This is a genomic window from Citrobacter freundii complex sp. 2025EL-00176, assembly GCF_053309355.1.
Genome location: NZ_JBRYHT010000011.1, coordinates 46,803 through 66,566 on the forward strand (window position 1 = coordinate 46,803; position 19,764 = coordinate 66,566).

Genomic DNA, 19,764 nt, shown 5'->3' on the forward strand with positions numbered 1-19,764 from the left:
CGATGAAACTATCTCTAGTGGAAAACGGCAAAAAACGAGAAAGCACGGTTGAATTCTCCCGCTTTGCCAAAGAGCTGAAAAAGAACGCCTGGAAAATCGCGCTGGCCGGTATCGTTGCCGGGGTCGTGGCATATCCAATAATCAGCATGATGTCCTCAAAGTATGTCTCAACGGCGACGGTACTGATTAAAGCACAGGCCGATAACGTTTCTCCGTTCCCACAGGTTGATGGTTTCGATTCAACGCGCAGTGGTTACTACGAAACGCAATATGCGTTGATGCATTCACGAATTGTGCTTGAGCAGGCCGTCCGCGATATGAAGCTGGATGAAAATCCGGAATTTACCGGGGAAAAACAGGGAGCGGAAAGCAGTGAAAGCCGACAGTTGAGGATGGAGCAAGCGCTGAAAACGTTGTCGAAAAACCTGAATGTCATCGGGATTCGTACAACGAACCTGGCGTCTATCACCTATGAATCCCCCTCGCCGCTGGTGGCTGCTGACGTTGCCAACGGCGTCGCGCAGGCTTTCATCAACTATACGGTTGAGCAAAAGCGTCTGAAAGTAGAGAAAGCCCGCGAACTGAATTTTGAAAAAATGGAAGAGATTCAGAAGTCGATAGCGAAACAAAAAGAGGAAATGGACAGCTATCTGAAAAACGCCGGGCTGCTGACTTTTCGCGGTATCGATGGCTTTGAAACCGAGCAGTTAAGTATCGTCACCAATCGCCTGGCTGATGCGACCCAACGTCGTGTTGCCGCTGAATCTGTCTATAACGAGGTGAATAGCGGAGGGCGGTCGGTGGAGAGCGTTATCTCACTACCTTCGGTCTCTAACCACGCCCAGATTCAGGATTTACGTATTGCGTTAATTCAGGCGCAGCGTACGTTGTCCGAATTGCACAAAGTATACGGGCCGAAAAATCCCGCTATTTTAAAAGCAGAAGCTGATGTCCAGTCGATCCAAAGCCAAACCGGACGGGTACTGGGTGAGCTGAAAGTGGGGTTACGTCAGCAATATCTGGCGGCGCTGGCGGATGAAAAGAACTATCAACAGCAGCTGGCGCAGCAGAAAGAGATCTTCCAGAAAATGGCCTCAAAACGGGATGTCTGGAACAGCCAAAAGCTGTCGTTAGATAAAATGGAAGATCTGTATAAATCGCTGTATCAACGTACTCAGGAACTGTCGCTGTCCGGCGTGAATGCCGATGCGGTGTTATATGATCCTGCCGTTCCCCCACTAAAACCCGCGAAGCCGAATAAATCCCTCTTACTGGTGATGGTGGTACTGCTGGTGGTGGTGTTCAGTGTCATGTATTTCATTGTCAAAGCGGCGATGGACAACTCAATGCGCACGTTAAGTCGTATGAAAAAGCGCCTGAACATTGCGCCGCTGGGCGAAATCCGTCGTTTTAGTGGGACCTCTGGGCGCGCGCAGGTGCGGGACATGATCCTCAAGAACCCGCTGAATGCCGATATTGTGCACGGTATCCGTACCCGGATTATGTTGGATAATCGACCGTTACAAACGCTTGCCGTGGCATCGACGGAGCACCGTGAAGGGCGCTCTTTGCTGGCGAGTCTGTTAGCAAATTCCTTTAGTTTCGACCAGAAAACGCTGCTTATCGATGCGGATTTCTTTAATACTGACGGACTCTCATCCGAACTGGCATCGGCAACGTCCGCAGGCGTAGCGGAACTGCTGCGTGGGGAGACCCTGCTTGAACAGGCGCGAATCAAGCTCAGTGATAATCTCGATTTTATCCCGCACGGGAAGGCCACCATCTCTTCTCTACTGATGTTGTCGTCCGGGCACCTTGAGCCCTTAATGTACGAGCTGAAATCCCACTATCAACGCATCATTATCGATGTGGCTGCCGTAAATCAGAGTCAGGATGTGCAATTGATCAAACGCGCCGTTGATGGGGTCATTTTCATTGTGAAAGCCGGGGCGGGTTCGGCGGGACATATTGCCAACGCGCTGGACAAGATCGAGGAAAATAACGGCGTTGTGATTGGCGCCGTGCTGAATGCGGTGGAAGAAAAGGACCTTGAAACGCAAGAAGGTCTACGCTCACTGAACTTCAGTACCGATCAACTGATGACGACGCCAGGCCGCGTATGAGTCTACTGAAGAGCGCCTCCACGATAGCCGGTTCATCAGTCATTTCTCAATTGATTGGTGCGCTGTCTATCTGGTTGATCTCACACAAGTACGATATGGCTGAAGTAGGGCTTTATGCGCTCAACTACAGTATTGCCGTGGTGGGCGCTCAGGTCTGTACCTTTGCATCACAGCTTTTAATTCCTAAACAGCAGGATGAGGAACTGGTACAGAATGTCGTGTTTTGCCTGATACAAAGCACGATTATTGCCTTCCCCTACGCCGTATTGACCGCGTGGTTGTTCCACCAGAGTATACTGTTCCTCTATTTGCTGACGCTTGCTACGGCGTGGGTTCTCATCTCGGAAAACCTGTCGCTGCGCACAGCTAACTTTCGTTTTCTGATCTTCCAGCGCATTTCTGTCTCTGTGGTGGTATTACTTTCGGTACTGGTTACGCATCAGGTGCAGTTGTTTTATTGGTCGTGGGCCTGTGCGACGATGGTGCTGACGGTAAGCTGTATATTGCATTCGTTTGATATTCGTTCGGTGGCGGCCCGACATTTACTACCCGCCAGTAATTGGCATTTCTTTAAACAGAATATTCATCACATTACTAAAGTTGGCAGTGCTGAGGTGCTGGCGATGGCCAGCAGCAATCTACCGGTTATGCTGATTAACTTTTGGTTTTCGGCGCTGACCGCTGGTTATTTTTCCGTGGTCAGCCGCTTCTGCCTGGCGCCGGTGGTGATCATCGGGAACGCGGTGCGTAATACTATTTTTTCCAAGTGGTCTATCGATTTCAGAAACAACACCTTTAATTATCAGGAGTATACCCGGGTACGGATGCTGCTGTTGGTGCTGGGGGTTATCTGTACTCTTGGCGTGTTTATTTTCTATCCGATTGTGATGCGCCTCGGTTTTAGCGAAGACTGGATTAACTCCATTGAAACGTCTCGCTACATGCTACCCTACCTGTTCCCGGCGCTGGCGATAAGCCCTCTGACGGTAATAGAGCTTATTTTTGGCTCCCACCGCTATTTTCTGCGCATCCAGTTGGAGCAACTGGCGATTGTGTTATTCGCTTTTGTCGTGACGCCCTATTTTTATAAAGACTATGCAACGTCGGTGATTTTGTTTTCTGCACTGACATTTATTCGCTACGCCTTTATTTATTTGAAAATGAACAAGCGGGCTAATCTGCTGAAAGACAGGCCGGTGATACTATGACGCTGAATACCGGATATTATTTACAGGGTTATACCTTCGTTACACTGATCCTCTGTGGCCTGGTGCAATACTTTACCGGCATGCAGTCAGTGCTGTGGATTCCTTTTTTCCTGACCTTATTGATGGTGGGATTACTGGTGATGCAGACGCGGGATGGCTCGCTGCGTCTGGATGCGCAGGAGACGATTGTACTGGCGCTGTATTTCTCGTTCCTGATACTGGCCGGGGCTTCAACTCTGATTCAGGGCGGGATCACCGTCGCGATTGTGGCCTTTAAAAATGAAATCGCACTGTCGCTGGTGATGATCTGCTTGCTGCTGGGATTTTGCCGGGAGTCGCAGATTTATCGCGTGACTCGCTATTTGTACTGGGTGTTTTACGCGCAGATTCCGGTCATGATTTATCAGGTTTTACTGGTCGTTCCCCAGCGTGTCGCGGTGCGTGGTGAAGATGAAAAATGGGACTCCGTGGTGGGCACGTTTGGTGGCGACCCAATGGGGGGCGGTAACACTGCCGCGATGGGCCTGTTTTGCCTGCTGATTATGTTGTTAAAGGTCTCTGAGTATAAGCACGGACTGACCACGTTTAAATCCATGGCGTTGCACATTGTGCTCGGGATCGGGCTGTGTATTATTGGTGAAGTGAAGTTCGTTATCCTGCTATCGCCTCTATTCCTGGCGTGGGTATGGATCTCACCGAGCTACGTTAAAGACGTTAGCAAGATTAATCTGAAGACGTTGTTGGTTATTGTGGCGGGGATGTTGCTGCTGATTAGCCTGTCGATAGTGATCCTTGCGTATTATTATTCTACTGCGTTTGGCGGCGATCCGTCGAAAAGCGCGTTGAGTATTTTCATTGATTCATTGAGCTATATCTTTGATCCGAACTACATCATGTCTACCGGGGAGTTAGGGCGCTTTACGACCTTCCTGTTCTGGCTGAAAAATAACGATCTGTGGGGACTGTCAGGAACGTTATTTGGCTATGGACTCAACGCCACTAACAGCGGGAGTACGGTATCGCCGGGCTTTCTGAATATTATTTATAACTTAATCCTCGATTCGACTTCTCTGAGTATGTTGCTGTGGGAAGTGGGGGTGATCGGCACGTTACTCTTCATTAGCTTATTCATTTATATTCTGAAAGTATGTCAGCCCAAACCATTACTAACGCTGGAACAACTGGACCCGCAGGATCTTCAGTTGTTGAGCTTTGCTCCGGCATTTAATGCTTTTGCGATTGCTTGCTTAATTAGCTTACCTTACAGCCAGATACTGATGATTACACCGATGTTACAATTCCTGTTCTATTTATCACTAGGATCAAGTTTAGTGATTCGTCGAACCGTCCTTCGCTGCGTAGGGTAATTGTATGGACAATAAACCGTTTATTTCAGTGAGTATCAAAACGCTCAATGAATCTGAATGTATTGAGAAAACAATTGATAGTATCCGTAAACAGCTTGTTGATTATCCACATAAAATTATTGTGGCAGATAGTCTGTCAACGGATAACACCCAGCAGTTGGCGATCGATAAAGGGGTGACTGTGGTGTCATTAACCGATCCAGGCGATCGTTGCTGTGGCGTCGGACATCAGTTGGGCTACCTTTATAGTGAAGGGGAATATTTGTTGCTGATGGACGGCGACATGGAGCTGGAAGAAGGATTTGTGGATCAGGCTGTCGCGTTTTTGCAGGCGGAACCGGAATACGCAGGCGTAGCGGGAACCGTCGAAATGGACGATGCCGTTAACTATGAATTTAAATCGCGCAAGCAGCGTATTAATAAAATCTATCCCGTAGGAGATAGCGACCATTTAGGTGGTGGGGGGCTATATCGCCGCTCCGCCATTGAGAAAATTGGTTATCTCACTAACCGTAATCTGCACGCTTATGAAGAAGCTGAACTGGGCCTGCGTTTACTTGACGCGGGTTATAAGCTACGTCGTCTGAATATTCCGTATTTTATTCATACTTCGCATACCATGCCGACCTTTCAGATGCTAAAGCACCGCTGGAATAGCGGATACTATCAGGCTCCGGGCGAATTTTTACGCTGCGCCTGGGGAAAGCCTTATTTCATTAAAGCGTTAAAAATGGTTAAAAACGAGGCGATTTTTGCTGTTTACCTGGTGGCCTTGTTCCTTGCGGCGGTGACCTTTAATCTCGAAATTTTCGATATCGCATTTCTGCCATTGCTTGCCTTTGTGATACTGAAAACCGTGCAGAATCGGTCGTTATTGAATGGCTTACAAAGCGTGATGAACTTAGCTGTGCTTTCTGCGGGACTTGTTAAAGGGCTGACACATCCGCTACGCGACCCGTTGACGCCGCCTGACAGTAAAATCATTCATGAATAACTAAGGCAGACGCCATGAAAGTTTTATTAGTAAATAAGTTTTTTTTCATCAAAGGCGGCGCAGAAACGGTTTATTTTCAAGAGCGCGATATGCTGAAACAGGCCGGCGTGCAGGTGATTGATTTCTCGATGCAGCATGAGAAAAATTTCCCTTCAGACTATGCGGATTATTTTGTCAGCAATGTGGACTACCACCAGGAAAGTAATTTGTTGGGCGGGCTCAAAACGGCGGTTAACTTTATTCATAATTCGCAGGCCTGCAAAAAGATGCTGGCGTTACTACAAAAAGAGCGCCCGGATATCGTCCATTTTCATAATATCTATCACCAGTTAACGCCGGCGCTGATAAAAGTTGCACGCAATTTTGGCTGCAAAACGGTACTGACTGCGCATGACTATAAGATTGTCTGCCCTACGTATTCCATGTTGCGCGACGGCAAAGTGTGTGACTCCTGTATCACCGGCACGGTCTTTAATGCCTTCAGGTATCGTTGCCAGGAAGGTTCCGCCTCAAAAAGCCTGCTGCTCTCTCTGGAAGCGACCTGGCAATACATTGCGCAAAATTACCAGGCGCTGGATGTGATCGTTTCGCCGAGCGTTTTTTTACGCGGCGTGCTGCTGCGTACGCTGCCGAAGTCGCGCATTGATGTGATCGTTAATGGGGTCGATGACAGCCGTCCTCTGGATGATGCAGGCGATGAAGGCTATATGCTGTTCTTTGGTCGCCTGAGCCGTGAAAAAGGGGTGGCAACGCTGTTGGCGGCACATGAGAAAATGCGGAACAAAGCGCCGTTGAAAATTGTGGGCCACGGCCCGCTACATGACGAGTTAGTCGCCAACTATCCGGATGTTGAGTTTTTAGGTTATGTGCAGCAAGGGGAAGCCCTCGATAAGCTTATTAAGCATGCGCGGGCGGTGATCCTTCCTTCTGAATGTTATGAAAACTGTTCTATGGCGATATTAGAGGCGATGTCCCTGGGCAAGCCGGTGATTGGATCGCGCATTGGCGGGATCCCGGAACAAATTCGTGACGGTATTGAAGGGATTTTATTCGAGCCGGGCAACGTACAAGCGTTGGCGAATGCGATGGAGACGCTGGCCGACTCGCCAGAGAAAGCGCGGGTTATGGGGTTACAGGGTCGGGCACGGTTAAGTGAAAAATATGCGCTAAGCAAACATATGGATACCTTACTGGCGCTGTATAAAGAACTGCTGAGCAGGCCATAGTATGAAAAAAATAACGGTTTTTGGCACACGAGGTATTCCGGATGTGTTGGGCGGCGTAGAGACGCACTGCCAGAATCTATATCCTGCGATTAAGCAGCAGCTCGATGTTGATATTTGTGTTATCGCTCGCTCACCCTATGTGAATTACAAACGGTCAACGTATAAGAAAGTCGAAACCTATGCGCTGTGGGCACCCAAAAAACGCTCGCTGGAAGCGATTGTGCATTCCGTTTTAGCGGCATTGAGGACAGTTTTCGACCATTCGGATATTGTGCATGTTCACGCGATCGGACCGGGGCTTGTGATTCCATTATTACGCGTCTTGGGTAAAAAGGTCGTTTTTACTCACCATGGGCCTGACTACGATCGTCAGAAATGGGGATTCGTTGCCAAAAAGATATTGCTGCTGGGCGAGCGCTGGGCGGTGAGATACGCCAATGAGGTAATTGTGATTTCTGAGGTGATTAATCAACTGATCCAGAAAAAACATGATCGCTATGACGCGCATTTAATTCACAACGGCGTGAACGAGCCACGGTTGTTATCGGAGCTGACTATCGAAAATACGCTCTCCCGCTTTAGGCTACAGTCGAAAAATTATCTTGTGGTGGTTGGACGATTTGTAGAAGAAAAGGGGATGCATGACGCCATCGCCGCTTATCAACAAAGCGGTTTGACCCTGCCGCTGGTGTTAATTGGTGATGCGGATCATCCGACCGAATACAGCATTCGCCTGAAAAAGCTGGCCGCCGACACGCCAGGCGTCGTGATGACCGGATTTTTACGCGGTGATGAGCTGCAGGCGGTATTTTCACAGGCGAAACTGTTTGTGATGCCTTCATATCACGAAGGTCTGCCTATTGCGCTGCTGGAAGCGATGTCCTTTTCTCTTCCCGCCGTAGTCAGTGATATTCCGGCTAACCTTGAAGTTCAGCTACCTGCCGCAGCCTATTTTAAGGTTGGGGATGTGAACAGTCTGGCCGAGAAATTAACCCAGTGGGTGACCGCCAATCGCGTAGACTATCGTGTATATTTGCAAAACTATAATTGGCATGAAATCGCCAAAAAGACAGTCAACGTCTATCACACAATTGATAAAGATATAGGTTAATTTTGACCAGTCCTCAAAATCGTCCCCCTGTCATCGAACGATTCTATGCTCACCTTGATGAGCAAATAGCGGAGGGATTGACCCCGGAACAAAAAGCAGGGGTAGAAAACGCGATCCTGGCCTCGACATTGGCTTCACGGCATCAGATTGATATTCGCCGGAGTTTTCCTTTTTTCAGTAAACGTTTTTATCTGGTTTTTTTGTTTGGCAGAGATTTACGCCGACAGCATCGCCAGGAATCGACCCTGTCGCGGATCTTGCTCACTTTTTTGCTGTTGATCGCCGTGCTGTTCGTCACCTGCTGCGTATTGCTGACGCTGTATATGATCAAATCAGCGCTAGGTATTGATGTATTCCAAAATTTTCACGTCGGCATTTGGGACTGGTGGTTGAACCTGAAAAAACACTAGCGTTATTAAACCTGTGGGGGGCGTTACTGCGATGAAGTGTAAATGGGTTTCTGCGCTGTTGGGTATGTTCCTCCCGCTGTCGGTCATGGCCGCATTAACGACCGTAACCCCCAAAGTATTGACGGGGCCGTTGACCAACCCAGGGATTGGCGTTGCCAGTTTTCATCAGGGATACGGTGAAACGCTGAGTCTGGCGGATTATCCCAATACCGGGTTCGAATATGAGCGATTTTATTGGCGAGATCTGGAACCTGTTGAAGGTCAGTACAATTTTACGCTGGTGGATGAGGCATTTAAATACGCTGCGGCGCATCGGCCCGCGATGAATGTCGGGCTACGATTCATGGCCCTTGCCGACCCGGCTGATGGCACTAAAATTCCCGACTGGCTGATTAAAAAAGGCGTAAAAGGGACCTGGACGTCTGATAATAAGACGTTTGTGCCGGATTTAGATGATCCGCTGTTTATCGAATACAGCCAGCGTCTGCTCAACGCATTGGGTCAGCGCTACGATGGCAATGAGAATCTCGCTTTTGTTGATATCGGCATGGTGGGGGCGTGGGGAGAGTGGCATAACAGCAACTTCCCCGAGCTGAAGCCTCTCCTGGAGCGATACACCACCGGACAGTTGGATCGCTACGTTGCGATGCACTTTTCTGCGTTTCCCATAACGCCCAAAATTATGCTGATAAGCGGCGGGCAAAGCCTGGCAAATGCGGCGGCGCGTGGGGCTGGGTGGCGTGCGGACTGTTGGGGCGACCTGCGCGTGTTTTCAGACGCCTGGAATCATATGCAAGATGACTACTCTCAGCGATTATTGGCAGCGCAGCAGGGTTATGCAGGGTTTAACGATGCCTGGAAACGTGCGCCGGTGAGTCTGGAAATCTGTTCGTATATGCAGGAGTGGAAGAATTCTTTTCATTATACGCGCGCCGAAGTGCAGGGGATTTTTGACTGGGCGATCAAGCAGCATGCCAGTACCATCAACCTGAAATCGAGAGCGATACCCAGCGATTATCGACCGATTGTCGACGATGCGCTGACCAAACTGGGCTATCGATTTCGCTTAGCGTCCCTGAGCCATGAGTCAGTGTGGAACAGTGGTCAAACGCTGACGTTGAACAGTACCTGGTATAACGATGGTGTAGCACCGATCTACCTGCCCTATACGCTGGCATTTCGTGTGGTAGACAGTGGCAATAAGGTAGTGGCGCAGGGTAATGCGGCGGATGATATACGACGTTGGCTCCCGGGAATTCATCAGGTCAGTTATGCGCTACCTATGCCGGGTCGACTGGCGAAAGGACAATATGCGATTGAGGTTGCGATGCTGGATAAATCCGGTACCGTGAGAATTAACTTTGCCAATGAAGGGAAGCAGAGCAGCGGCTGGTATCGCGTATCAACCATAACGTCGCGCTAGCCCGCTAAAGCAACGAGCCAGACGACCAGGCTCGTTGCTGAGAACATTACAGGTTATAACCATTCGGGTTATTTTTTTGCCAGTTCCACGTGTCGCGCATCATTTCATCAAGGCTATAGATAGCCTGCCAGCCTAACTCTTCTCGCGCCAGAGAAGGGTCTGACCAACACTCGGCAATGTCTCCGGGCCTTCTGGCGACAAACTGATAATTAATTTTTGTCTGCGCCGCTTTTTCAAACGCCTCAATGAGGTTAAGCACGGAATACCCGACTCCGGTACCAAGATTAATCACTTTGTAAGCAGTGCCTTTGTTCTGGCAATCCAACGCGGCTAAGTGGCCGGTCGCCAGGTCCATGACGTGTATGTAATCACGCACGCCGGTCCCGTCGGAGGTTGGGTAGTCATTACCATACACGGACACGGTTTTAAGTTTACCAATCGCGACCTGGGAGATATACGGGACCAGATTATTGGGAATACCGTTAGGATCTTCGCCGATTCGACCCGATGGATGGGCTCCGACCGGGTTAAAATAGCGCAGGCAGGTGATGCGAAAATCGGGCTGCGCGCGTGAAAAATCGGCCAGAATCTGTTCAACCATTAATTTAGACGTGCCGTACGGATTGGTCGTACCGCCCGTGCGTGATTGCTCGCTTAGCGGCACGCTTTCCGGATTACCGTATACCGTGGCCGATGAGCTAAAAATAAAACGATTAACGCCCGCGGCCAGCATCTCATCAAGTAATACCAGCGTACCAGTGACGTTGTTTTCATAGTAGGCGAGGGGGGTTTTTATCGACTCTGAAACCGATTTGAGTCCTGCAAAATGAATGACATCAGTGATGTTATGGCGGGTGAAAATGTCTTTTAAGGCCTGCCGATCCCGAACGTCGGCGATATAGACAGTCGGTTCCCTTCCGGCAAGTTCCGCGACTCTGCACAGCGAGACTCGAGAAGAGTTCGACAGATTATCAACGACAACGACATCATCGCCTCTTTCCAGTAGTGTTAAAACAGTATGTGAACCAATATAACCGGCGCCACCAGTGACAAAAATTGCCATACAGACTCCAGATTTATGCTATCAAAACGGGCATTGATTCACGCCATTACCATATAAAACTTGCTATTGGTGAAGTCTGGTAAGGTTGTAGTTACGATATCTCACCATACATTTGTAAGATATTTTTTTAAGTATAGATAAAAAACTGAACTTGTTTATTTTAGTGTCATAAACAATATAGTTATTTGAGAAGTTTAGTGTATGGACACCATCGCTGTGGTTGATCGAGGAATTGATTTTCTCGATCAGGCTTTCATCAAATACAGTATTACTTAATGTGACTAATTCTTTGATGTAGATGGATTTTCCGTAGGTTTCAGGTGTGCACTCTTGGGTGAGGAAGTACATTTTGTTATCGACAACGTAAGGCGCACCCGCTCCCCGATGGTGAGGGTTGCTCACCTTCAGTGAAGGGGCAATCCGCTGCCACTGCCCATAGATATTCTCAGCAGAGTGAATAATAATTTCATTATCCATTGTGGTGGATAAAAGATAACAGGTTTCATTAATGGTGAGAAACACATTATCTGTTACTTCAGTATCCGATATTAAGACTTTGACTTTCTTCCAGCGTACCGGGAACTCTACCGACTGAAACAGTATGACTTCTTTTCTTTCTGAAGACTCAGGGATCATGAATAGCTGATCGTCGATATGGACCAGGAAAGGGAATGATAAATGACACTTTAAGTCGTCAAAGCCCTCAAGTTTAACATCATCGATTTCGGTCAGTTCACGATCCAGGACACGGCATCTTAGCGTACCTTTTGAGTTTCGAAAGCTAAAAGCTTCATAAAAAACATACAGTTTATCGTCTTTTTCAATAATAAAAGGGTCGGCCTGAAACGTATATTTCTTTTTTAACTGCTGAGCAGCAGTTTTACTCAGTATTTCCAGAGTATTAGCGGGGAATAAGTGTGAGCCATGATCCTTTAGAATCATGATGTCCCATGACTCATGATAGAAAAACATTTTTATCATTCGTTTTATTTTCGCTAGCATTTGCGCATGCTCCTTGTTATCGCCTGCAACTTGAAAAAATGCCTCTATGGACAGCCGTTTTGCAGGTCACTACATGTCATCTGTCGTAATGTTGAATGAATGCGTGATGACTGATGTAGAAATATCTACGCCTATCTTAAAAACTAGTTGCAGATGTTTTTTTGTCGGTAGCACAAAAGTAGGAAAAAATGTCCAGAGCATCCTTGCTCCAGTGGAGGGGTTACTCGAAATGCACCTGCGGGTTGTCAGCAAGGGAAACGTAGGTTTTGCTGTTTTTATCCAGGGTACGAATTTCACCGCTTTCGATGTCATACACCCAGCCGTGCAGACGCAGCGCATTATTTCGCAGTCCAACAGCGACTGAAGGATGCGTTTTAATGTTGTTTAATTGCGCAATAACGTTCTCTTCCACCATGGCGTTAACTTTATCGATGGGATTATCCCAGGTTTTTTTCTCAACCACGGCTTTGGCGGCATCGGCATAGTGCAGCCAGTGAGCCACGGCGGGCATCGGATCCAGAGGCTGGCTATCAGCAATGGCTTTCATCGCGCCACAGTTGGAATGACCACAGATGACGATATCCGTCACGCCAAGGGCGACTACCGCATATTCGATAGTGGCGGAGACACCACCGGGTTCGGGACCGAAAGACGGTACGATATTGCCGGCGTTGCGAATAACGAAAAGCTGCCCCGGTTCTTGCTGGGTCACCAGTTCCGGCACCAGACGACTATCGGAACAGGAGATGAAAAGCGCTTTTGGATTCTGGCTGGATGCCAGGCTGCGGAAGAGTTCCTTACGTTGAGGGAATATCTCTTTTTGGAAGTTGAGGAAGCCCTCAATGATATGTTGCATAGCAGTGTCTCTTTTTTCTGTTTGAACAGGTTATGATGAAGATCACACTTTCCAGTTTAACACCAGCCGACAGAAGGGAAAGACTTTATAGCAGTTCTGCAACATTTTTGGCTAATTTTGCCCCACCATGGCAGGGCAAGTATTGTGATGTGCGCTACGCGTTTTGCCGTGTCTGGTAGGCCGCTTTTAGGCGACTCATGGCTTCTACCAGGACAGAACGCGGACAGCCCACGTTGAGTCTCATGTGACCCTCTCCGCCAGGACCATATTGTGCGCCTGGCGACAGGCCAAGCTTCGCTTCATGCACAAAAAAATCGCTTAGCTGTGCATCGTTGAGGCCCATTTTTACCGCATTCAAAAACAGAAGATAAGATGCGCCGCCATACACGACAGATATCAAGGGACAGTGCTTTTCAATTTCGCGTTTAATATACGCGACATTGTCAGCCAGATAGGCCAGTAGTTTCTGGTGCCAGTCGCCACAATGGGTAAACGCGCTGTAAATGGCCGCCTGCTGTAATGAATGCGTCTCGGCAAGGTAGCAGTTATCCAGAAAGTGATAGAACTGATGGCGTAACTCATCGTTCTTAATAATGGCTATTCCGCCCTGAATTGCTGCCGTATTGAAGGTTTTACTGATTGAGGTCAGCACAATTGACTGACTGCCTGACGCTTCATTGAGCGTAAAAAACGGCAAATGCCGCTTCCCTGGCAGGGTTAAATCGCTATGCACTTCATCAGACAGAATGATGACGCCAGCCTGCTGGCAATAATGGCTAACTTGTTCCAGCGTTTCTCGCGACCACACCATTCCTCCCGGATTATGTGGTGACGGGAAAAGAAACATTTTGCACTGCTTGAGCTTCTCGCTGAAATCATGCCAGTCAAATTCATAATATCCGTCTTTCTCAATAAGGCGCGTTTGGATTAAATTCCTGCCGCTGGTTTTCACCAGGTTAGGGTAGGGGTCATATATTGGTGTACAGGTCAATATATTATCCCCCGGTCGGGTAAGCGCCATTAAAGAAAGAACGATGGTTTTTATAACCCCAGGAATAAAATGCAACCAATGCGGCCTGACGTCGGCATCATACTGTTGCGCATACCAATGGATCACGGATTCTTTCCATTGCGGATAATCCAGGTTATATCCTTGTACTGGCTGTGCAACCACTGAACGCAGCGTGTTCATTACAGGTTCCGGCGTCACAAAATCCATATCTGCAATCCATAATGGCAATACATCGGTGGTGCCGTACATCTGTTGTAATTGACCGTATTTGCGGCAATTAGCATCCCTTATGACAATTTCATCAAACAAAGACATTGCTGACTCCTGGAAAGTCTCTAAAAAATACGTTAAGCAACGCAAAGAGCGAAGAATCTCTACTTATTGATATATTAGATTTACCCTGGTGATGGCTGTTATTAGCCTATGATTTTTGCTCAACCCTATTTTCAGCAGCTTCATTTGGCTCATATTTCGCAATGCCAATACCTGTTGCCGCCCATAGCAGGGCAAAGATGACGCCGCTATAACACAGGATTGCCCACGGTAAATAATCGAGCGTTGCCACGCCCAGCATTGTGGCGCAATAAACGCCTGAAGCAGACCAGGGGATAATCGGTTCAACTACGGTTCCGGCATCTTCGGTAGTTCGTGAAAGGTTCTTTGCGGCCAGCCCTCGTTTTTTATACTCATCTTTAAAGGCGTCGCCACACAGTAACAATGGCAAGGTCCCGTTTGCCGTACAGGCACAGATGGTGAAGGTCGTAACAATCGTGGTGGCCACCAGGCGGAATGTGGATTGAACCCCTTTGGTCAGCGCGTTAATTACGGTGTATAAAGAGCCTGTCGCGCTCATTGCACCGGCAAAACTGAAGGCGCTGAAGACGGTGACAAAACTGCTGAACATAGATATTGCGCCGCCTCTTTCCAGCAAGCGGGAGACATCGGAGGACAGTGCGGGCAGGTTATCCCCGGTCAGCATCGCGAGCTTAAAACCGCTGACTACGGATTCGCCAACGGACGAAGCGGTGAATTGCTGGAAGACTAATGCCAGAATCATCGACACTATCGTTGACAAAAAGAGCATCGGAATAGGTGGTCTTTTTGACAGTGAGCCATATAAAACGATGATCGGCGGTAACAACAACAGAATATTAAAATGATAAATCTGGCCGATAGCGTTCATTAAGCTGGTGATATTTTCAGGGGCGCTGGATGAGGCATCAATGCCCATACCCATATAGCTATAAATAACGCAGCAAATTATAAACCCCGGGCCGGTGGTCCACAGTAGATGACCAATATGCGAGTACAGGTTTACACCGGCAGCCAGCGCCGCCATGTTGGTTGAATCAGAAACCGGTGAGAGTTTATCACCGAACCAGCAGCCGGAGACAATGGCACCTGCGGCAATAGGCAGCGAAACATTAAGACCAATTGCCACGCCAATCATGGCTATCCCCACGGTCCCGATGGAGCCCCAGGAAGTACCGGTACAAACTGAGATCAACGCACCCAGCATAAATGCTGAAATATAGAAATACTGCGGGTTAATCCATTTTAAACCATAATAAATCATCATCGGGATAGTGCCTGACACCATCCATGCGCCAATTAAGAAACCGATACTGGCGACAATTAATATGACTGGCAGTGCTTCAGATATTTTATTGCAAATAGCTTGTAGAATATCATCCCACGTGTAGCCATGAGCGATGGCGATAAATGAGGCGGTTGCTGTGCCCATCAGGATCATGGGTTCGGCACGAATATTGAATATAAAATATCCGATGCTAATCCCGCCCAGCATGACTATCATGGGTAAAACTGACCAACAGAAAGACAATTTCTTTCTGTTGTTGGAGGTGCAGCTATTTAATTGCATAATTCCATCCCAATCATTAATGGTTGAACACGTCAAATAACTACCCGCTACAGGTTACTCAGCCTTGAGCAACATAGTTGCCAGAGTTCTGCGGAACTCTATTTTATTAACTGTGTCAGGTTATCTATTTTGACCTGCTGTTCTGGTGTTTCTTTTTTGTAGTAGGATAAGAGAAAATTTGGCGAATGAATTACCCCTCGGCATAAGGTGAATGATTTCGGCGTTGCTGGCTCAGTTTGCGATACTGCTGCGGTGGCATGCCGACATATTTATGGAATGAGCTATAAAAGCGGCTACTGGAGCGAAAACCAGCAATCGTGGCGATATCCAAAATTGTTTTATCCGTATCGCTGAGTAACGCTCGCACATGGTTGATACGCATCGCCGTAATGTACTGTTTCATCGTCAGTTGCATCACCCGGTGAAAAATACCCATCGCATAATTTGGATTGAGCTTAACGTGCTCGGCAATGGCATCGACCGTGATCTGTTTATCGCAGTTAGCGGCGATAAATTCCAACATTTGGCTGACGTAAAACTGTGAATGCCGTGAAATACTGTTTTTCTGCGTCCGTGGTGTTTTATTACCCAGCAATGGCCGCCAGCCTGAGAGGCTAAAACGCTTGAGCATCAAGGCGATTTCATCGATGGCTAACTGGCGAATCTGCTCGTTGTCGCTGCTAAGTTCACTTTGCCAGCGCTGTACTTCAAAAGCGCTCAGTTGCTGCGAGGCAAGCGAAGTAACCACCATCCCGTGCGTCACGTGGTTGATCAAATCCCTGTCCAGCGGCCAGGATAAAAACAAATGCATCGGCAAATTGAAGATAGCCATTTGTTTACAGTGCCCGGCATCAGTGAGCTGATGGGGAGTACAGGCCCAGAACAAGGTGATAAAACCCTGTTTGCTTTTCACCACTTCGTCGTTAAAAAGGTACTCCACATCGCCATCGAACGGCACATTCACCTCAACCTGACCATGCCAGTGGCTGTAGGTCATGGCTAGCGGCGCCCGCAGTTCGACATCCATACGCTGATACTCTGAATAGAGCGCCAGCGGACTTCGTGTCTTTTTTTCATAGCTGCGACACATATGTGGGTCGAGCGGCAGCTGCGGGGTACTTTTTGCCATTATGGAGGGTTCCTGGATAGTGAATCTGACCATGGTGTAGCGTCAAAGCATGAACATAGCTTAACCGAAAAAAAGCGCCGTTTTCTCTCCATTTCCGCCAAATTATTCCCAAAAACTCAGATCCTGTGCTTCTCGCTTGCCAATCTGAGTTATCGGGAGTGGTGATCTTTAATCGCAAAAATGCGTATTCAGAGGTGTTCGCTTTGCAAAAAGCCATCGCTTTTTTTGTCAATAAATCGGAGTTATAGCGATAGCCAGTCATCATGGAATATCTTACATTTTTATATGTATCCACATCTCAAGGAATCATCATGTCCAGACTCCGTACTTTAGCAACGGCTTTAGTCGCCGTTGCCGCGATGACGATGTGTGCCACCCCTGCATTCGCTAACCCCGGTAACGGCAACGGAAATGGTAACAGTGGCAACCATGGTAATAGCGGAAACAAGGGGAATAGCGGTAATAGCCAGAAAGGAAACGCCGGTCAAAAAAATAATTCACATGCAGAACAGCGTAAAAATTATGGCAAGCCGGATCATGTGGATAGCGACATCAGCTATAACGTGGCCAGGCAGTACGCTGTTAAATACGGTTTGACGGGGTATAAATCACTGCCGCCAGGTATTGCCAAAAATCTTGCGCGAGGAAAACCGCTTCCTCCGGGGATCGCTAAAAAGAGCGTCCCAGCCTCAATGTTGAATCAACTGCCGTATTACCCTGGCTATGAATGGCAGGTCGTTGGCGATAATCTGGTGTTGATTGCACTGAGCACGGCGATTGTTACTGCTGTTATTAATGGTGTGTTTGATTAAGTCGCCAGGGAATTGATTTGCTCTGTTGTACCTGCCGGACGCCCGCATTACGCGGGCTTTTTCGTTAAGTAAGATCAGGTTCATAACCCGTACAGCTTTATTTTCCGATAAAGCGTGGCAATGCTGATTCCCAGTTCATCCGCTGCCTGTTTTTTCCCCTCCACGCTTGCGCCAAATCGCTGGATGACATCTTCTATGGCTTCCCTTTCCGCTTGTTTTCCCTTATTCGCAAGCTGCTGAGGCTGGGCTGTCATCGACGTTTTTCTGCCGTCAGCTGCGCTGAGCAGGTAAGGAGGCAGATGGCTGGCGTTGATCCCAGCGGCTTCCCCGCGCATCACGAAAATATATTCGATGACGTTACGTAATTCACGAATGTTGCCAGGCCAGTGCCAGGCATAGAGGCGGTTGATGACGTCATCGGGAAGCTTTTGTGATGGTCGCTGATAACTGACCGAAAACTCATCGGCAAAATATTGCGCAAGCACGGCAATATCTGCCCGTCGTTCGCGCAGAGAGGGAAGAACCAAAGGGACCACGTTCAGGCGATAGAAAAGATCTTCGCGAAACTGATTATTCTCCACCATCGCGTTAATATTTTTGTTGGTCGCGGCAATAATCCGTACATCAATATTGATGGTGTTGTTAGACCCGACGCGGGTGATCGCCTTTTCCTGCAGAACTCTGAGCAGCTTAGCCTGCAGATGAAGCGGCATATCGCCGATCTCATCCAGAAACAGACTGCCGCCGTTGGCCAGTTCAAATTTTCCCACACGGCCTTTGGGATCGGCCCCGCTGAATGCGCCGCGCACATAACCAAACAGTTCGCTTTCCAACAACTGTTCGGGAATGGCAGCACAGTTGATTGTCACGAAGGGGGCGGCTTTACGGGGGCTGCTCTGGTGAATGGCAAATGCCACGACCTCTTTTCCTGAACCACTTTCGCCGGTAATGAGCACACTGGCATAGCTGTTGGCGATTTTACCGATGGTGCTTCTGAGCTGTTCCATCAGGGGGGAGTGACCAATCAACCGCACCTGAGTGTCGGCCTCATAAGGCGATGGAAGAAGGGTACTCAGGTAGTCGTGCGCGTCACGAAAGATAACCATGGTCAAGCGATCGTTATCCAATGAGGAGAGCGAAATTTGCTTGCACAGCACATGGTATTTCTGACCTTCAAGCGTCAGCCAGGCCTCCTCATCGCCATACAAACTGTCGCCGGTTGTTTCAATGGTCAACGGTAATCCCTGAACCTCGCGATTGAGAATGCGATCGGCTGAATGGTTGGCGTGCCAGACAAGACCATGACCATCTATTGCTACGACGCCGCGATCCATGGCATCGATTAGACGCCGAAATGCGCCCAGCCTTTCCTGTGCGCGTAAACGTTCCAGACATTCAAAAACCTTACTGGAGATCATCACGGCTATTTGCTCAATGAAAGTAACAAATTTCTCAATCTGGCTCAGGAGGGTGTCGCGCTGCGCCTGGGTTGAGCAAATAATCCCGATCACCCCAATGACGCGATTGTTGAGAAATATTGGCGCGTTCAAATCCAGCATTTCAGAGCAATAGTGGTGTTTTTCACATAACTGACACAGCGGATGTTCGCCAGGGTTTTTGATCAGCACCGTTTCCCGGACCTGCAAAACGTGGCGGTAGATGTAGCCATTTTTTGCCACGTTTTCATTGAGCATATGCCGGTATTTACCAGTGCCAGCGATGCGCATTAAGGATTCATCAATGATCTCAACATCAGTTCCGGTGATGCCAGAAATAGCGTCGGCATAATTGCATATATCATCCTGAATATTGCTGAGTACTGAAATCATACTACTTCTCCGGCGCGTATCGCATTTATCATGAAAAATGATAAATAGGCGAACTAATCCCAAAATGATTTGCGAAAAATCAATCTACAGCTCTGTTTTAGTATGTTTTTTTTATTTTATCTTCCGCGATCACACTATTTATCAATTGTGAGAATTTATCAAAATGAAACGATAAACTAACGCGGTGATATTTTTGGGTGCAAACCTTTTTTGCTATTTAATTCATTGAAATTCAAGTGGTTGTTAAGTTTTTTATAATATTTTACTCAATTCATAAAAAGCTGGTAAGCATTTTGCTCTATTGGCATTACCGATAG

16 protein-coding genes are annotated in these 19,764 nt (G+C 48.0%); 9 read left to right on the forward strand and 7 right to left on the reverse strand.

Features of this window, described 5'->3' with window-relative positions:
• Positions 1-2: 2 nt before the first annotated feature.
• The 8 genes from ACVXHP_RS18795 to ACVXHP_RS18830 are packed head-to-tail and all read left to right on the forward strand — an operon-like array spanning position 3 to position 9,862.
• The gene (locus tag ACVXHP_RS18795; RefSeq protein WP_447572007.1) at positions 3-2,123 is read left to right on the forward strand and encodes a GumC family protein; all 2,121 of its coding nucleotides are present in this window, start codon (positions 3-5) and stop codon (positions 2,121-2,123) included.
• Positions 2,120-3,331: a lipopolysaccharide biosynthesis protein gene (locus tag ACVXHP_RS18800; RefSeq protein ID WP_447572008.1), complete on the forward strand. Its 1,212-nt coding sequence runs from the start codon at positions 2,120-2,122 to the stop codon at positions 3,329-3,331. The genes ACVXHP_RS18795 and ACVXHP_RS18800 overlap by 4 nt, the downstream gene beginning before the upstream one ends.
• Positions 3,328-4,698, forward strand: a complete 1,371-nt coding sequence (locus ACVXHP_RS18805; protein ID WP_200009199.1) for a capsular biosynthesis protein — start codon at positions 3,328-3,330, stop codon at positions 4,696-4,698. The genes ACVXHP_RS18800 and ACVXHP_RS18805 overlap by 4 nt, the downstream gene beginning before the upstream one ends.
• A gap of 4 nt (positions 4,699-4,702) precedes the next feature.
• The gene (locus tag ACVXHP_RS18810; RefSeq protein WP_447572009.1) at positions 4,703-5,692 is read left to right on the forward strand and encodes a glycosyltransferase; all 990 of its coding nucleotides are present in this window, start codon (positions 4,703-4,705) and stop codon (positions 5,690-5,692) included.
• A gap of 14 nt (positions 5,693-5,706) precedes the next feature.
• On the forward strand, positions 5,707-6,918 hold the full coding sequence (locus ACVXHP_RS18815; protein ID WP_447572010.1) for a glycosyltransferase family 4 protein: 1,212 nt from the start codon (positions 5,707-5,709) through the stop codon (positions 6,916-6,918).
• 1 nt (position 6,919) lies between these two features.
• Positions 6,920-8,029, forward strand: a complete 1,110-nt coding sequence (locus tag ACVXHP_RS18820) for a glycosyltransferase family 4 protein (protein ID WP_316129898.1) — start codon at positions 6,920-6,922, stop codon at positions 8,027-8,029.
• 2 nt (positions 8,030-8,031) lie between these two features.
• Positions 8,032-8,439, forward strand: coding sequence for a hypothetical protein (locus ACVXHP_RS18825; protein ID WP_200009195.1), 408 nt, complete (start codon positions 8,032-8,034; stop codon positions 8,437-8,439).
• A gap of 31 nt (positions 8,440-8,470) precedes the next feature.
• Complete coding sequence (locus ACVXHP_RS18830) at positions 8,471-9,862, forward strand: DUF4832 domain-containing protein (protein ID WP_447572011.1); 1,392 nt, start codon at positions 8,471-8,473, stop codon at positions 9,860-9,862.
• 46 nt (positions 9,863-9,908) lie between these two features.
• Here ACVXHP_RS18830 and galE read toward each other — a convergent pair whose 3' ends face one another.
• The 6 genes from galE to melR form a co-directional block, all read right to left on the reverse strand.
• Positions 9,909-10,925 (reverse strand): UDP-glucose 4-epimerase GalE, encoded by a 1,017-nt coding sequence (galE, locus tag ACVXHP_RS18835; protein WP_447572012.1) that lies wholly within the window; start codon positions 10,923-10,925, stop codon positions 9,909-9,911.
• 63 nt (positions 10,926-10,988) lie between these two features.
• The gene (locus tag ACVXHP_RS18840) at positions 10,989-11,927 is read right to left on the reverse strand and encodes a glucosamine inositolphosphorylceramide transferase family protein (RefSeq protein WP_447572013.1); all 939 of its coding nucleotides are present in this window, start codon (positions 11,925-11,927) and stop codon (positions 10,989-10,991) included.
• A gap of 220 nt (positions 11,928-12,147) precedes the next feature.
• Entirely contained in the window at positions 12,148-12,783 is a 636-nt protein-coding gene (locus tag ACVXHP_RS18845) for a carbonic anhydrase (RefSeq protein ID WP_038632863.1), read from the reverse strand.
• A gap of 154 nt (positions 12,784-12,937) precedes the next feature.
• Positions 12,938-14,110 carry a MalY/PatB family protein gene (locus ACVXHP_RS18850; protein WP_200009191.1) on the reverse strand — a complete coding sequence of 391 codons (1,173 nt, stop codon included), beginning with the start codon at positions 14,108-14,110 and terminating at the stop codon, positions 12,938-12,940.
• A gap of 106 nt (positions 14,111-14,216) precedes the next feature.
• Positions 14,217-15,677 carry a Na+/H+ antiporter NhaC gene (gene nhaC / locus ACVXHP_RS18855; protein WP_316129903.1) on the reverse strand — a complete coding sequence of 487 codons (1,461 nt, stop codon included), beginning with the start codon at positions 15,675-15,677 and terminating at the stop codon, positions 14,217-14,219.
• Positions 15,678-15,867: 190 nt separating this feature from the next.
• Complete coding sequence (gene melR, locus ACVXHP_RS18860; RefSeq protein WP_304703022.1) at positions 15,868-16,806, reverse strand: transcriptional regulator MelR; 939 nt, start codon at positions 16,804-16,806, stop codon at positions 15,868-15,870.
• Between the two features lie 311 nt (positions 16,807-17,117).
• Between melR and ACVXHP_RS18865 the strand changes: the two genes are divergently transcribed.
• Entirely contained in the window at positions 17,118-17,618 is a 501-nt protein-coding gene (locus ACVXHP_RS18865) for an anti-virulence regulator CigR family protein (protein WP_200009188.1), read from the forward strand.
• Between the two features lie 80 nt (positions 17,619-17,698).
• Here the strand turns inward: ACVXHP_RS18865 and ACVXHP_RS18870 are convergent, their stop codons facing one another.
• Entirely contained in the window at positions 17,699-19,447 is a 1,749-nt protein-coding gene (locus ACVXHP_RS18870; protein ID WP_447572014.1) for a sigma-54 interaction domain-containing protein, read from the reverse strand.
• Between the last annotated feature and the right edge of the window lie 317 nt (positions 19,448-19,764).